Origin of the sequence: Donghicola tyrosinivorans, from assembly GCF_003003355.1 — a bacterium.
In the GTDB taxonomy this organism is placed as follows: Bacteria; Pseudomonadota; Alphaproteobacteria; order Rhodobacterales; family Rhodobacteraceae; genus Donghicola; species Donghicola tyrosinivorans.
On record NZ_PVTQ01000001.1, the window covers coordinates 96896 to 110499 of the forward strand.

A 13604-nucleotide genomic window follows, 5' to 3' on the forward strand; every position below is an offset into this window, starting at 1 on the left:
TCGGACAACCTAAGGCGCTGCAGGCCCCACGCAAAGGGGGCGCGCGGGAAATTTCCGGTCTGCGGAAGAGCGCGTCCGTCAACATATCGTGGAACCACTTTGATTCCCCGCCCACAGTTTGTAAGACAGAGCCAAGGAAACAGCGGCGGAGAGAGCACGGTGCGCCAGTATCATGAGGCTTTGCAGACCATTCTGGATCACGGAGTGGAATCGACGGACCGGACCGGCACCGGCACCATCTGCTATTTCGGGATGCAGCAGCGGTATTCATTGGCTGAAGGCTTTCCGCTGGTAACCACCAAGAAGCTGCACCTGAAATCCATTATCCATGAGCTTCTGTGGTTCCTGTCCGGTGACACTAACATCACCTATCTGAAGGAACACGGCGTCTCGATCTGGGACGAATGGGCCGATGAGCAGGGCGATCTTGGCCCCGTTTACGGCAAGCAGTGGCGCGATTTCGGCGGCGTGGACCAGATCACCAACCTGATCGACATGATCCAGAACAGCCCCGACAGCCGCCGGATGCTGGTCTCGGCGTGGAATCCGGTGGATGTGCCGAACATGGCGCTGCCCCCGTGTCATACCATGTGGCAGGTGCGGGTGCTTGGCGGAAAGCTGCATTTGCAGCTGTATCAACGCTCGGCCGATATGTTCCTTGGGGTGCCGTTCAACATCGCCTCTTATGCGCTGCTGCTGCAAATGCTGGCCCATGTGACCGGCTATGAAGTGGGTGATTTCGTGCACACCATTGGCGACGCGCATATCTATTCGAACCACATGGATCAGGTGCAGTTGCAGCTGTCGCGCACGCCCAAGGCGCTGCCCGAAATGAAGATCCGCCGCCGCGTGACCTCGATCTTTGATTTCAAATATGAGGATTTCGAAGTGGTGGGTTATGACCCCGATCCGGCGATCAAGGCGCCTGTGGCCGTATGATCAGCCTGATTGTTGCCCGCGACCGCAACGGAGCCATCGGCAAGGACAACACGATCCCGTGGCACGCGCCCGAGGACTTGAAGTTCTTTCAGCGCGAAACCAGTGGTGCCGCCGTCATCATGGGGCGCAACACGTGGGAAAGCCTGCCATTCAAGCCATTGAAAAACCGTTTGAATATCGTTGTTTCCACGCGTGGCGCCGAGGCCGAACATGTGGTCTCATCGCTTGAGGCTGCGATTGAGCTGGCCGAACAGCACGGTCATCGCCGCATCTACGGGATGGGCGGTGCGCGCATCTATAAAGAGATGCTGCCTCTGGCCGATCGCCTGCTGATCACCGAGGTCGAGACCGAGGTCGAGGGTGCCGATACCTGGTTCCCTGAGGTCTCGGACGCCGAATGGCGCGAGCTTGGCCGCACGGTTCTGCGGGCCGAAGACCCAGTCTGCACGGTTCGGGAACTGCTGCGCCGGTAACTGTCGCGTCGCCAAAATGGAAATAACCGAGGCATTCACACGCCTCGGCTATGCGCTTTGGTCAACAGACGCGAGATGTTCGCCTTAGACGAGTTTCAGATCGCCAGCCATGGCACGCCCATCGCGGCCTTCTTTCATCTCGAATTCTACTTTTTGATTGTCAGCCAGACCGGTCAGGCCAGACCGCTCAACCGCTGAAATGTGAACAAATACGTCCTTGCCGCCCCCATCGGGTGCGATAAAGCCATAGCCTTTGGTGGTGTTGAACCACTTGACGGTTCCTGTGGGCATAGCCCCTTACTCCTTCTAGTCGTCTTCTCCGGCGTGCCGGAGGCCTTGTCGTAACGTTCAAAGGACAACACAACGAATCTAGAAACGCAGCGTTGCAGGATGAAGCTACACCCTTAACGTTGCATGCCCTGTGTAAAAATCAAGCGAAACAACCTTGCAATTTGGGTCACATCTTCACAAACGCGGAAAAAATAGGAGAAACCGATGTTCATCTATGGGCTGAAAACCTGTGACACCTGCCGGAAGGCGATTAAGGCAATACCCGAGGCGACATTTATGGATGTGCGTAAAGACGGAGTTCCTGCCGAGATGCTGGAAAAAGCCTTTGAGGTGTTCGGGGATAAGCTGGCGAACCGGTCCAGCACCACGTGGCGGCAGCTGGATGAGGCGGCCCGTGCGCGTCCCGTTCTAGAGCTGATCTCAGAGCATCCCAGCCTGATGAAGCGCCCGTTGATCGTGGACGGGGACCGCATGTGGCTGGGATGGGCTAAGGACGTTCAGGCGGATTTTCTTTGAAATAGAAGGCGGTCCAGCGACAGCGGGCCGCCGCCCAAGGCGATGAGGGTCACCAGGAGGTAAACCCAAAGGGCGCGCTGGTCCGCGATGGGCGCATCCGACGCCGCATCGAACCAAGCGCCGAGTGGCACGTGATGGCCGACAATGTCGGTCAGGCTTTGGACCACGACAAAGCCGATCATTCCCAGCGCGGCCAGTCGGGTCAGTAGACCTAGTATGATCAGCGCGGGCAGGATGAATTCTGCATAGGTGCCTGCCATGACTACTGCCCAATGGAATAGCCCCAACTGACTGGCGTCATAGTTCAGGGCCTCCATCTGGCGGGGGAAGATTTGCGCGTAAGAGTTGAATGACGGGCGCACAAAACCAAGCACGCCGTCCCCTAGTTTGGTCAGCGCCGAGTTCCAGAAATAGACTAGTAGGGTTCCGGCAAATGTCAGGCGGGCCAAAAGAGGCAGGCCATTCAGCGCGAGTGATTGCGGGATTTGGATGGGTGTCAGCATGAGGGCATCTCCAACGCGCGGCCAGCAAGTAGCAGGCCCAAAGTGGCCGAGGGGTCAAAGTCGGGGGCGCTGCGCAGGGCGGCTTCGGCAGCTTCGCCCAAGGGCATGGTGGCAAGGGCGCTGATGAAGGTCGCACCGCCCGTGGGCAAAAGCTGCGGCTGGGGATCGAAGGCGGGGCGGGTGATCAGCACATCCTGCGAGCCGGCTTTGGGTTTGCCCACCGAGGCATCCTGCGTGAATTGCCAGATCGACAGCACCGGCCAAGGTGAACGCAACACCCGCGCCGACGGCGCAAGGCTAAGGCGCAGGGCCATCAGCTGATCGGGGCCCAGATGGGCCAGCGCGTTGCCGTCAATCGGGTTGCCATCTGCGGCGTGGTAGCTGTGGCGGATTGCCAGTTCCAGCCGCGCCACATCCGCCAGATAACCGATGTGCGATAGGGCGCTAAGGCTGGCCAGAAAGTTGGGAAAGCCCGCACCGTATAGCATCAGGCGCGGATCACTAGGCGGGTGCGCCCGCAGGTAAAGCCCCGCCACATGGTCGAAATTCTGCTCTCCGATCAGCTTGCGGGTCACGGGAAAGCCGGTGGTTAGCGCCTCGCGCAGTGAGACAGCAACGTTGTTGCGATAGACTGAATAGCGACGGCCAGCGGGGCGGCCTTCGCCATCGGTCAGCCCCTCGGGGACGGGCTGGGCCGCGTCCAGAAGGCCGGCGTGGAAGGTAGTTTGGATGCTCATGCCAGCACCTTTTGTAGGGCGCGGTGTGCGCGGACTGCCTCGGCGCTGAGGGTGGGCCAGTCGGGGACATCAGTGTCCCATTCGATCAGCACGGGGCGGGGGCCGGAGGCCATTAGGGTGATGTCCAGAAGGCTCCAGACCGGATCGGCGACCTCGCGCCCGTGGCTGTCGATCAGCAAGGGGGCGCCGTGGTCATCAAGGTCTTCGTCATGGCCGCCAAGGTGAATTTCGCCCACCTGATCCAGCGGGAAGGCGGCGGTATAGTCCTGCGGGCGAAAGCCCAGATTGGTGGCACTGACAAAGACGTTGTTCACATCCAGCAGCAGGCCGCAGCCTGTCCGGCGGGCGATTTCGCGCAGAAAATCCGGCTCGGCCCATGTGCTTTCGCTGAAGGCCAGATAGCTGGAGGGGTTTTCCAGCAGCATTTCCCGTCCCAAAGTCTCTTGCACCTGATCGATATGCGCGCAAATGCGGCTGAGGGTGGCGTCGGTGTAGGGCAGGGGCAGCAGATCGTTCAGAAAGGCGCTGTCGTGGGTGGACCATGCCAGATGTTCCGAAAAACTGGCGGGGTTCAGCCAGTCACACAAGGTCTTCAGACGGGCCAGATGGTCAGGGTCCAAGGGGCCTTCGCCTCCGATGGACAGGCCAACCCCGTGGACCGAGATCGGGAACCGTTCAGACAGGGCGCGCAGTTGCGCCAAGGGACGGCCACCGTCACCCATGTAATTCTCGGCATGGATTTCCAGCCATGTGACGGGGGCAGGGTCCGCGATCAGGGCGCTGTAGTGTTGGGGTTTGTAGCCGACGCCCGGCCCGTTCGGCAGGCGGCGCATGGTTGTATCGAACATGGCAGGTCCTTTCGGGCAAGGTGGGGCGCCCTGTTGGGGAAGGGCACCCCGAGGGAGGCGTTATGCGGGGATGTCACGCTCCAGCGCTTCGAGGCTGCCCATGCGGGCGGTGCCGTCTGCCATGGCGGGCAGTTCGATGTCGGTGCAGGTGCCTGCCTCGACCAGCGTCCATGCGTTGCCCTGATAATCTACGGTCGAGGTGCCGGCGCAGGTGGTGCCGGGGCCAGCGGCGCAGCCGTTCTCACCTGCCAGCGCGACACCGAAACATTTTTCCTGCGCCTGAGCAGCGGCGGGGACGGTGTTTGCTGCAATTGCGGTGACGAAAGCGCCGGCGATGAATGCGGTTTTAGTGAAGGTATTCATTGGCTTATCCTTTTTTGATCCTCTGTCGCCGCTCACGTTTCCGGCGACACCCAAACACTAGCCAGCATCGCTCCCCACAGGCCATTCACAGGGATGTGGGTCACGCGGGCGTTAAAAACCGTTGGATTTGGTGATTTGGAATGGGCGGTTTTCCGCCTGTTTGTAACGTTTCACCGTCATGCGGCGGGGGTGAGGCGCTGCGGCAGTGCCGAATGTTACAATCCCGAAATTGCTGCTTTGTAGGGTGTTGTGATCGCCTCACGTCCCTGTCAGGGATGTTGCGGGCCTTCCCCCTCTTGCCAGCGGCGCTGTTGCCTCTGCATGGTGGGGCTGATTTGGGGCCGTCCTGTTTAGTATCCGGAGTTTCTATGATTACCCGCATTTACCGCGTTCGCATCCACAGCAACCTGCGCAGCGAATTTGAGCCTCTGTTCAAGACCGTCGCGGTTCAATCCGTGTCCGGCTATGCAGGCTGCACCCGTGTGACCATCGGTTGGCCCACAGAAGGGACGCCGAACGAATACGCGATGATCTCTGAATGGGAGGACGAGGCCGGTCTGAGTGAATTTGCCGGTGAGGATTGGACAGTGGCCCATATCCCCGAGGAGATGGAGAAATTCGTCAAGCGCTGCTGGGTTCATCACTACGTGGGCATTCCGGCGTAATGGCTGCCACGCTGCATCTTTTAAGCGGCAAGATCGCGGCAGGGAAATCCACCCTTGCCGCGCGTTTGGCAGCGGACGGCGCAGTGTTGGTGTCCGAAGATGTCTGGCTGGCCGCCTTGTTCGCGGATCAGATGACCAATGTGCAGGACTATGTGCGCTGTTCGGTCAAGCTGAAGGCTGTGATGGGGCCGCATGTGGCGGCGCTGTTGGGGGCCGGTGTCTCGGTCGTGCTGGATTTTCCGGCGAATACAGTGGCAACGCGGGCATGGATGCGCGAGATCATTGATCAGTCAGGTGCTGATCATCAGATGCATGTGTTGGATGTTCCTGATGAGGTCTGCTTGCAGCGCCTGCACGCGCGGAATGCGGGCGGGGAGCACGCCTTTGCGGCCACAGAGGCGCAGTTCTGGGCGATCACCAAGCATTACCAGCCCCCGACCGAGGATGAAGGATTCCACATCGTTCATCACGAGGCTTAATACGGCGCAAAAAAGGGCCGCCCGAGGGCAGCCCTTATATTCTGTCCGAAGTCCCTGATTATTTCAGGTCCGGCGGGGTCGCTTCGCCTTTCAGCGTGACCACGATCTCGTCCAAGGTCGCCATCGAGGTCTGTTTTTCGCCAAGACGGCGGACCGAAACGGTGCGCTCTTCGACTTCTTTCATGCCCACGGCGAGGATCACAGGCACCTTGCCAAGCGAATGCTCGCGGACCTTGTAGTTGATCTTCTCGTTGCGGAAGTCCGCTTCGGCACGGATGCCAGCGGCCTTCAGGGCATCGACCACCTCTTGTACATAGCCATCCGCGTCCGAGACGATGGAGGCCACGACCACCTGACGGGGGGCCAGCCAGAAGGGCAGTTTACCGGCCGAGTTCTCGATCAGGATGCCGATGAAACGCTCGAACGAGCCAAGGACAGCGCGGTGCAGCATGACGGGGCGGTGCTTTGCGCCGTCCTGACCGATGTAGTTCGCGTCCAAACGTTCCGGCAGGTTGGGGTCAACCTGAAGGGTGCCGCACTGCCATTCACGGCCGATCGCGTCGGTCAGGGTGAATTCCAGTTTCGGGCCGTAGAACGCGCCTTCGCCTTCCTGAATCTCATAGTCATGACCGGCGGCGCGGCAGGCGTTGCCCAATGCCGCTTCGACACGATCCCACGATTCATCGGAACCGATCCGCTTTTCGGGGCGGGTCGAAAGCTTGATGGTCCAGTCGTCAAAGCCGAGGTCCGCGTAGATTTTCGACAGGAACTCGATGAACTTTTTGGTTTCCGCCTCGATCTGGTCGTCGGTGCAGAAGATGTGCGCATCGTCCTGAGTAAAGCCGCGCACGCGCATGATCCCGTGCAGCGCGCCCGAGGGTTCATAACGGTTGCACGAGCCGAATTCGGCCATACGTAGGGGCAGGTCGCGGTAGGATTTCAGACCCTGATTGAACACCTGCACGTGGCAGGGGCAGTTCATGGGTTTCAGGGCGTTGATCGCCTTTTCGCGGGCATGCTCTTCGTCCACTTCGACGATGAACATGTTTTCCTGATAGTTGTCCCAGTGACCGGACTTTTCCCACAGCTTGCGGTCCACGACCTGCGGGGTGTTCACCTCAACGTAGCCGTCACGGTCCTGCTGACGACGCATATAGTCTTGCAGGGTCGTGTAGATGCGCCAGCCGTTCGGGTGCCAGAAGATCTGACCGGGGGCCTCTTCTTGCAGGTGGAACAGGTCCATGTCCTTGCCAAGCTTGCGGTGATCGCGCTTGGCGGCCTCTTCCATCTGGACTTCCCACGCTTTGAGGTCCTGACGGTTCTTGAAGGCCACGCCGTAGATGCGCTGCAGCATCGGGCGTTCGTTGTCCCCAAGCCAATAGGCCCCAGCGATGTGGGTCAGTTTGAAGGCATCGGCGGGCACCTGACCGGTGCTTTGCAGGTGCGGGCCGCGGCAAAGGTCCTGCCAGTCGCCGTGCCAGTACATCCGCAGGTCTTCGCCTTCGGGGATGCGGTCGATCAACTCGATCTTGAAGGGCTCGCCGCGCTCTTCATAGTAAGCGATGGCGCGGGCGCGGTCCCAAACCTCGGTTTTCACGGCGTCGCGGGCGTTGATGATCTCTTTCATCTTCGCTTCGATCTGGCCGAGATCTTCGGGGGTGAAGGGTTCCTGACGATCAAAGTCATAGAACCAGCCGTTGCCGCGCACGGGGCCGATGGTGACCTTCACGTCGGGCCAGATTTCCTGCACGGCGCGGGCCATGATGTGGGCCAGATCGTGACGGATCAGCTCCAGCGCCTGTTCATCGTCTTGCATGGTGTGGATGGCGATCTGCGCATCTTCAGTGATCGGCCACTGCATATCCCAATGCGCGCCGTTCACGGTCGCACTGATTGCTTTTTTCTGCAGTGACTTGGAGATCGATTCAGCGACCTGCGCAGGAGTAACACCTGCGTCGTATTCGCGTGCATTGCCATCAGGGAATGTCAGGGAAATCTGGGCCATGGGCCGTAAGTCTCCTCGTCGGTTTGGCGCCTACGGGACGCCCGGTTGCGGGTTATGGTGTAGGGGGTATGTGAATAAACGGGTCAGGCAAGTCAAGGCATGGTTCGGTTTCATAGCAGATGAATTCACGCAGGGTGCCTTTCGGCCACTTGGCCGCGATAGTGGAATAAGTTGCACCCAGCCGCGCCTTGCCTATCTTGGCCGCAAAACCACAGGAGAGCCCCATGACCGCACCAACCTTTCTAGACACTGCCTCGGGTCGCCGGATTGCTTATCACAAGACAGACGGCGCAGGGCCGCTGGTGGTGTTTCTGGGCGGCTACAAGTCGGACATGGAAGGCACCAAGGCGGTCTGGCTGGAAGACTGGGCCAAGGCGCAGGGGCGCGGGTTCTTGCGGTTCGACTATTCGGGCCACGGCCAATCGTCCGAAGCGTTCGTGGACGGCTGCATCGGGGATTGGGCCGATGATGCGCATGCGGTGATCGAGGCCGTGACCGATGGCCCGCTGGTGCTGGTCGGCAGCAGCATGGGCGGCTGGATCAGCCTCTTGATGACCCAGCGCCTGAAGGGCCGCGTGGCGGGGCTGGTCACCATCGCCGCTGCGCCGGATTTCACCGAAGACAGCTTTTGGGCCGGTTTCGATGAGGACCAGCGCCGCGTGCTTGAGGCGAACGGCCAGCTAGAGTTGCCCTCGGATTACCCCGAGCCCTACATTATCACCCGCCGCTTGATTGAGGATGGGCGCAGCAATCTGGTCCTGCGCAGCCCGCTGCCGCTGCCGTTCCCTGTGCGATTCTTGCAAGGCACGGCGGATACTTCGGTCTCGACCGCGACGGCGCTGCGGCTGTTTGAGCATGCGCAGGGGGATGACATGCGGCTGTTGTTGGTGGATGGGGCGGATCACAGTTTTTCCACCCCTGACTGCCTTGAGGTGATTGCCAGCGCGATCACCGAGGTGTCCAGCCGCGCAGGGTAAGCCTGCTGTCCTGCCTTGCTACAGATCGCCCGCCAAGCTGATGCTGTGGCGGGCTTTTTGCGCTGTATGGTGCAGGATCAATCGGAGATTTTTTGTCAGTTGGTCTACTGAGAAAGACTATCCTTCGCAGGACGTAGTGCGCTTGCATATTTGTCCCGTGAACCTGTGGGAGCTGTGGATAACTCTGTGGGGATAAGGGGCATAGCTGCGGCGGGCCATGTGTATAATTTTCCCGCGTGATCGCATATTTTGTAGGGAAGACGGTAAATTACCACATCATATGCTAAAAATTTTGCAAAATCTGACGGTGTGAAAACTTTTTTAAGCTGTGAGTATAACTTCCCGTTTGGGTTGTTCTGCTTAGAGTTGTTAATTGTGAAGCTTACGGGCTGGGGCGGTGACTTCTAATGCCCGCTATCATCTTGGGCCTCTTGGACCGTCATGCTCGGGGTGTCGCAACGGGTAAAGGGCGGGCTGCATTCTGCATCGCCAATGAAGGTCGCGTCACTGGGGTAGAGTGTTGTCCGGGTGTCTTCGTAAACCGTCAATATGGCTATCATTTTCGAAGGGCGGCTGTTGTTTGCGGTCTCTCAACGCGTCTTCAGTGACGGCAGGTGTTGCATAAATCCTGTGCGGGCTGTGTGGCGTGCGGCCCTTATTTGCAACGGTTCGTGGTAAATTGGTCCGGTTTTCCTGCCCCGACTTGATAAACGCTTGCCCTCTCAAACCGGAATCCCGCACAATTTAAATTGTATAGTTTATGTTAAGGGTTTCTCGGTATGGTTGAGGCGGTGGTTCTGCTTCCGGGGATATTGTGTGACGATCGGGTGTTTGCCCATCAGGCCTCGGGTCTGGAAAAGGGGCGGACCGTTTGTGTGCGCACGCCGAAGACGGGGCAGAAGGTCGAAGAGATGGCCGAAGACTTGCTCGCCGATCTGCCAGAGCGTTTTGCGCTGGCGGGGCAGGGGCTGGGGGGGAACATCGCGCTTGAGATCCTGAAACGTGCGCCCGAACGGGTCAGTCGTCTGGGGCTGATTTCGACCTGCTTGCTGTCCGAAACCCCGATGGCTGCCGCCCTGCGGGAAGAGCGGATCGTGCGCGCCCGCGTTGGCCGGATGGAGGATGTGCTGGCCTCGGAAATCCAGCCCAAGACGCTGGCGCCCGGTTCGGGTCGGTTGGCGGTGCTGAACACGCTGGGGCAAATGGCACTGGATTTGGGGCCGGATCTGTTTATCCGCCAATCCCGCGCCATGCAGCGCAAGCGTGACCAGCACGACCTGCTGCGCCGCTGTACGGTGCCCACGGCTGTGATCTGCGGGTCCGATGACGGGCTGACCCCGCGCCGCCGCTTTGATCTGATGGCCCATCTGGCGCCATGCGCAAAGCTTCACGAAATCCCGAATGCGGGGTACCTGCCATCTCTGGAACAGCCCGAGGCGACCCTAGCAGCGCTGCAAAGCTGGCTAGAGATGCCGCTGCGCCTGCACTGATCACACGGAAGGCAGCCAAAAGAAAAACCCCGCCGGTTCAGGCGGGGTTTTCTGTTTCAGAACGCGCTTGGATTATTCCGCAGCGGCGGCCGGTTTGTGGCGACCGTTGTTGGCGTCGATGAATTCTAGCACCAGAGGGCGGATGTTGCTGCGCCAGCTTTTGCCGGCGAAGATACCGTAGTGACCTGCGCCGGGCTCAAGGTGGCTTGCCTTCAACTCTTCCGGCAGGCCGGTGCAGAGGCGCAGAGCGGCGACACACTGGCCGGGGGCCGAGATGTCATCTTTCGCGCCTTCAACGGTTTTCACAGCCACATCGGTGATCTTGCCGATGTCGACCTTCTTGCCGTTCACCACGAACTTGTTTTGGGCGATCTCAAGGTTCTTGAACACGCGTTCCACGGTCGAGAGGTAGAACTCGGCCGGCATGTCCATGACCGCAAGGTACTCATCGTAGAAACGGTTGTGACGGTCGTTGTCGCGGGCCTCGCCACGGGTGGCGCGATGGATCTGGTCCATGAACGCCTTGCCGTGGGTCTCGGCGTTCATGGTCATGAACGACGACAGCTGCAGCAGGCCCGGATAGACCTGACGGCCCACGCCCGGATATTTAAAGCCGACGCGCTGGATCATCATCTCTTCCAGCTGGCCCATGGTGACGCGGTTGCCGAAATCGGTGACTTCGGTGGGGGCGGCGTCGGGATCGATGGGGCCACCGATCAGGGTCAGCGACGAGGGCTGCGCGCTGGGGTCTTCTTCGGCCAGATAGGCGGTCGCGGCCAGTGTCAGCGGTGCAGGCTGACAGACGGCGATCACGTGGGTATCGGGCCCGAGGTGACGCATGAACTCGACCAGATAGAGGGTGTAGTCCTCAACGTCGAATTTACCTGCGCTGACCGGAATATCGCGGGCGTTGTGCCAATCGGTGACGTAGACCTCACAATCGGGCAAAAGACTGATCACAGTCGAGCGCAGCAGTGTGGCATAATGTCCCGACATCGGAGCGACCAAAAGCACCTTCCGGGTGGTGTCCGGACGCCCTTGGACGTTGAAATGAATCAGGTCACCGAAGTCACGCTCGACCACTTTCTCGACGTTGACGATGTGGTCGCGGCCATCTTCGCAGGTATACGAATGGATACCCCAGTCAGGCTTGGCAACCATGCGTGCAAAGCTGCGTTCAGTGACTTCGCCCCATGCACCCATCCATTGGAATACCGGGTTGGGAACCATTGAAATTCCTGGATAAGCTGCGAACGCTTTGGCCGTGGCGCCTAGCCACTGGTTCGTGTTCCGAACCGTTTCCATCAAGTCATAAGTCGCCATGTAGCGCATCAGGTTCTCCTTAGCTGCGGGCCGCGCAGGGTGAAATCGTCACTTTGCCCCCTCCGGCCAGCAACGCTATGTTGCAGCGAGATTAGGGGGGAATCGCAAGCATGACAACGCACGAGAGTGAAACCGGTACTGAGCTTGCCCGTTTGAACGAAAATATTTCTAAGATTGAAGACTTGTCCAAACGGCTGGTTGCAGCACTTTCGCATAGCAAAGCGATCAATCCCGCCCTTCAGGGCCCCGGCCAAGACCTGATGGTCAAAGCCGCAACCCATTACTGGGCGGAGTGGATGCAAAATCCGCAAAAAATTCTGGAACATCAGGTACAATTCTGGGGCAAGTCCTTACAGCATTATGTAGAGGCCCAGAAAGCGCTGACGAACGGCAAATTCGAAGTGCCCGAAGACCGGACACCACCGGACAAGCGCTTTTCGAACCCCCTGTGGCAGACCCATCCGTACTTTAATTATGTAAAACAGCAATACCTACTAAATGCCGAGGCGATCGAGAAAGCCTTGGGTCAAGTTCAGGACCTAGAGCCGCGCGATAAGCAGCGGCTGGATTATTTCGCCCGCCAGATCATCGATCTGATGGCACCGACCAATTTCCTTGGCACCAACCCCGATGCGCTGGAAAAGGCCGTTGAGACCGAGGGTCAAAGTCTGGTCGCCGGTCTGGAAAACCTTGTCCGCGATCTGGAGGCCAACGATGGCCGCCTGCTGGTTCGTCTGGCCGATGAAAGCGCCTTCAAGGTTGGCGAGAACATCGGCACCACCCCCGGCGAGGTTGTGTTCCGCAACCACATGCTGGAACTGATCCAGTACACGCCGACCACCGACACGGTCCATGAAATCCCGCTGCTGATCTTCCCGCCGTGGATCAACAAGTTCTACATCCTCGACCTCAAGGAAAAGAACAGCCTGATCAAATGGGCGGTGGATCAGGGCTACACGGTCTTTGTGGCCAGCTGGATCAACCCCGACAACAGCTATCGCGATGTGTCCTTGGATGACTACATCACCGACGGCTACCTGACTGCCATCGATGAGGTCCGCAAGATCTGCGACGTGCCGCAGGTGAACGCCGTGGGCTATTGCATTGCGGGCACCACCCTGTCGCTGACCATGGCGCTGCTGAAGAAACGGGGCGAGAACCCGATCAAATCCGCGACCCTTTTCACGACCCTTACAGATTTCTCGGATCAGGGAGAATTCACCGTTTTCCTTGGCGACGACTTCGTCGACGGGATCGAGGAAGAGATCGGCGAGCAAGGAATGCTCAGCTCATATTTCATGTCGCGGACTTTCAGCTTTTTGCGGTCCAACGATCTGATCTACGGCCCCGCGATCCGCAGCTATATGCTGGGTGAAGCGCCGCCCGCTTTCGATCTGCTGTTCTGGAACGGTGACAGCACCAACCTGCCGGGTGCGATGGCGATCCAGTATCTGCGCGACCTGTGCCAGAAGAACAAGTTCGCTGACGGCGGCATCGAGATCTGCGGCGAGGTGCTGAACCTCAAAGAAGTCACCGTGCCGATCTGCGCCATTGCCTGCGAGACCGACCACATCGCCGCATGGAAAGCCAGCTACAACGGCGTGCGCCAGATGGGCAGCCGGTCCAAGACCTTCATCGTCTCGCAGTCGGGCCACATCGCGGGCATCGTGAACCCGCCGTCCAAAAAGAAGTACGGCCACTACACGAACCCCAAAATGAGCCAGACCGCGGACGAGTGGTTTGCAGGTGCAGAATTCACCGAAGGCTCATGGTGGCCGCGCTGGGATGAGTGGCTTTCGAACCGCTCCGGCAAGCGGATCGACGCCCGCGAGCCAGGCGATTCGGACCATCCTACATTGGCTCCGGCGCCCGGAACCTATGTGACGGCGGTCCCAAGTCACTGATCTGGTTGCCTCTTTAAATCTCTTTTGCTGCAGCGCAGAAAAAACTTGATTTGCTGCGCTGCAGCATCCATATTGGACTCAGCTGATGAAG

Annotated in this window: 15 protein-coding genes; 8 read left to right on the forward strand and 7 right to left on the reverse strand. The window is 59.4% G+C overall.

Going from position 1 to position 13604, the window contains the following annotated elements; genetic code table 11:
• The first annotated feature begins 159 nt into the window (after positions 1 to 159).
• Both CLV74_RS00470 and CLV74_RS00475 read left to right on the forward strand, forming a co-directional pair.
• On the forward strand, positions 160 to 939 hold the full coding sequence (locus CLV74_RS00470; protein WP_106262249.1) for a thymidylate synthase: 780 nt from the start codon (positions 160 to 162) through the stop codon (positions 937 to 939).
• On the forward strand, positions 936 to 1412 hold the full coding sequence (locus CLV74_RS00475) for a dihydrofolate reductase (RefSeq protein ID WP_106262250.1): 477 nt from the start codon (positions 936 to 938) through the stop codon (positions 1410 to 1412). Before CLV74_RS00470 ends, CLV74_RS00475 begins: the two co-directional genes overlap by 4 nt.
• An 84-nt stretch (positions 1413 to 1496) precedes the next feature.
• Here the strand turns inward: CLV74_RS00475 and CLV74_RS00480 are convergent, their stop codons facing one another.
• Positions 1497 to 1703: a cold-shock protein gene (locus CLV74_RS00480; protein ID WP_106262251.1), complete on the reverse strand. Its 207-nt coding sequence runs from the start codon at positions 1701 to 1703 to the stop codon at positions 1497 to 1499.
• Positions 1704 to 1907: 204 nt separating this feature from the next.
• Here CLV74_RS00480 and CLV74_RS00485 point away from each other — a divergent pair, with 204 nt between their 5' ends.
• Entirely contained in the window at positions 1908 to 2219 is a 312-nt protein-coding gene (locus tag CLV74_RS00485) for an ArsC/Spx/MgsR family protein (RefSeq protein ID WP_106262252.1), read from the forward strand.
• Here the strand turns inward: CLV74_RS00485 and CLV74_RS00490 are convergent.
• From CLV74_RS00490 to CLV74_RS00505, 4 genes are read right to left on the reverse strand one after another with little or no spacing between them, the layout of a single operon-like run.
• Positions 2201 to 2722, reverse strand: a complete 522-nt coding sequence (locus CLV74_RS00490; RefSeq protein WP_106262253.1) for a DoxX family protein — start codon at positions 2720 to 2722, stop codon at positions 2201 to 2203. The genes CLV74_RS00485 and CLV74_RS00490 overlap by 19 nt on opposite strands.
• Positions 2716 to 3459 (reverse strand): HvfC/BufC N-terminal domain-containing protein, encoded by a 744-nt coding sequence (locus tag CLV74_RS00495; protein ID WP_106262254.1) that lies wholly within the window; start codon positions 3457 to 3459, stop codon positions 2716 to 2718. Before CLV74_RS00495 ends, CLV74_RS00490 begins: the two co-directional genes overlap by 7 nt.
• A complete protein-coding gene (gene bufB, locus CLV74_RS00500; protein ID WP_106262255.1) occupies positions 3456 to 4307 on the reverse strand; it encodes an MNIO family bufferin maturase in 852 nt (283 codons plus the stop codon). The genes CLV74_RS00495 and bufB overlap by 4 nt, the downstream gene beginning before the upstream one ends.
• Positions 4308 to 4367: 60 nt before the next feature.
• The gene (locus CLV74_RS00505; protein ID WP_106262256.1) at positions 4368 to 4670 is read right to left on the reverse strand and encodes a BufA1 family periplasmic bufferin-type metallophore; all 303 of its coding nucleotides are present in this window, start codon (positions 4668 to 4670) and stop codon (positions 4368 to 4370) included.
• Between the two features lie 368 nt (positions 4671 to 5038).
• Here CLV74_RS00505 and CLV74_RS22700 point away from each other — a divergent pair, with 368 nt between their 5' ends.
• Together CLV74_RS22700 and CLV74_RS00515 are read left to right on the forward strand one after the other, a co-directional pair.
• Positions 5039 to 5335 carry an antibiotic biosynthesis monooxygenase gene (locus CLV74_RS22700; RefSeq protein WP_106262257.1) on the forward strand — a complete coding sequence of 99 codons (297 nt, stop codon included), beginning with the start codon at positions 5039 to 5041 and terminating at the stop codon, positions 5333 to 5335.
• Positions 5335 to 5814 carry a P-loop nucleotide/nucleoside kinase family protein gene (locus tag CLV74_RS00515; RefSeq protein ID WP_106262258.1) on the forward strand — a complete coding sequence of 160 codons (480 nt, stop codon included), beginning with the start codon at positions 5335 to 5337 and terminating at the stop codon, positions 5812 to 5814. The genes CLV74_RS22700 and CLV74_RS00515 overlap by 1 nt, the downstream gene beginning before the upstream one ends.
• Before the next feature lie 58 nt (positions 5815 to 5872).
• On the opposite strand, the gene thrS is transcribed toward CLV74_RS00515, so the two are convergent.
• Positions 5873 to 7819, reverse strand: a complete 1947-nt coding sequence (thrS, locus tag CLV74_RS00520) for a threonine--tRNA ligase (protein WP_106262259.1) — start codon at positions 7817 to 7819, stop codon at positions 5873 to 5875.
• Positions 7820 to 8043: 224 nt separating this feature from the next.
• On the opposite strand from thrS, the gene CLV74_RS00525 reads away from it, so the two are divergent.
• Entirely contained in the window at positions 8044 to 8796 is a 753-nt protein-coding gene (locus CLV74_RS00525; protein ID WP_106262260.1) for an alpha/beta fold hydrolase, read from the forward strand.
• 779 nt (positions 8797 to 9575) lie between these two features.
• Positions 9576 to 10286: an alpha/beta fold hydrolase gene (locus tag CLV74_RS00530; protein ID WP_106262261.1), complete on the forward strand. Its 711-nt coding sequence runs from the start codon at positions 9576 to 9578 to the stop codon at positions 10284 to 10286.
• Positions 10287 to 10358: 72 nt separating this feature from the next.
• On the opposite strand, the gene phaZ is transcribed toward CLV74_RS00530, so the two are convergent.
• A complete protein-coding gene (phaZ, locus tag CLV74_RS00535) occupies positions 10359 to 11618 on the reverse strand; it encodes a polyhydroxyalkanoate depolymerase (RefSeq protein WP_106262262.1) in 1260 nt (419 codons plus the stop codon).
• Between the two features lie 101 nt (positions 11619 to 11719).
• On the opposite strand from phaZ, the gene CLV74_RS00540 reads away from it, so the two are divergent.
• The gene (locus CLV74_RS00540) at positions 11720 to 13513 is read left to right on the forward strand and encodes a PHA/PHB synthase family protein (RefSeq protein WP_106262263.1); all 1794 of its coding nucleotides are present in this window, start codon (positions 11720 to 11722) and stop codon (positions 13511 to 13513) included.
• The last annotated feature ends 91 nt before the right edge of the window (positions 13514 to 13604 follow it).

Excerpts from the sequence above, each read along its gene's own strand:
- CLV74_RS00475 (WP_106262250.1), top strand. The coding sequence starts at position 936 with ATGATCAGCCTGATTGTTGCCCGCGACCGCAACGGAGCCATCGGCAAG.
- CLV74_RS00480 (WP_106262251.1), bottom strand. The coding sequence starts at position 1,703 with ATGCCCACAGGAACCGTCAAGTGGTTCAACACCACCAAAGGCTATGGC.
- CLV74_RS00485 (WP_106262252.1), top strand. The coding sequence starts at position 1,908 with ATGTTCATCTATGGGCTGAAAACCTGTGACACCTGCCGGAAGGCGATT.
- CLV74_RS00490 (WP_106262253.1), bottom strand. The coding sequence starts at position 2,722 with ATGCTGACACCCATCCAAATCCCGCAATCACTCGCGCTGAATGGCCTG.
- CLV74_RS00495 (WP_106262254.1), bottom strand. The coding sequence starts at position 3,459 with ATGAGCATCCAAACTACCTTCCACGCCGGCCTTCTGGACGCGGCCCAG.
- bufB (WP_106262255.1), bottom strand. The coding sequence starts at position 4,307 with ATGTTCGATACAACCATGCGCCGCCTGCCGAACGGGCCGGGCGTCGGC.
- CLV74_RS00505 (WP_106262256.1), bottom strand. The coding sequence starts at position 4,670 with ATGAATACCTTCACTAAAACCGCATTCATCGCCGGCGCTTTCGTCACC.
- CLV74_RS22700 (WP_106262257.1), top strand. The coding sequence starts at position 5,039 with ATGATTACCCGCATTTACCGCGTTCGCATCCACAGCAACCTGCGCAGC.
- CLV74_RS00515 (WP_106262258.1), top strand. The coding sequence starts at position 5,335 with ATGGCTGCCACGCTGCATCTTTTAAGCGGCAAGATCGCGGCAGGGAAA.
- thrS (WP_106262259.1), bottom strand. The coding sequence starts at position 7,819 with ATGGCCCAGATTTCCCTGACATTCCCTGATGGCAATGCACGCGAATAC.
- CLV74_RS00525 (WP_106262260.1), top strand. The coding sequence starts at position 8,044 with ATGACCGCACCAACCTTTCTAGACACTGCCTCGGGTCGCCGGATTGCT.
- CLV74_RS00530 (WP_106262261.1), top strand. The coding sequence starts at position 9,576 with ATGGTTGAGGCGGTGGTTCTGCTTCCGGGGATATTGTGTGACGATCGG.
- phaZ (WP_106262262.1), bottom strand. The coding sequence starts at position 11,618 with ATGCGCTACATGGCGACTTATGACTTGATGGAAACGGTTCGGAACACG.
- CLV74_RS00540 (WP_106262263.1), top strand. The coding sequence starts at position 11,720 with ATGACAACGCACGAGAGTGAAACCGGTACTGAGCTTGCCCGTTTGAAC.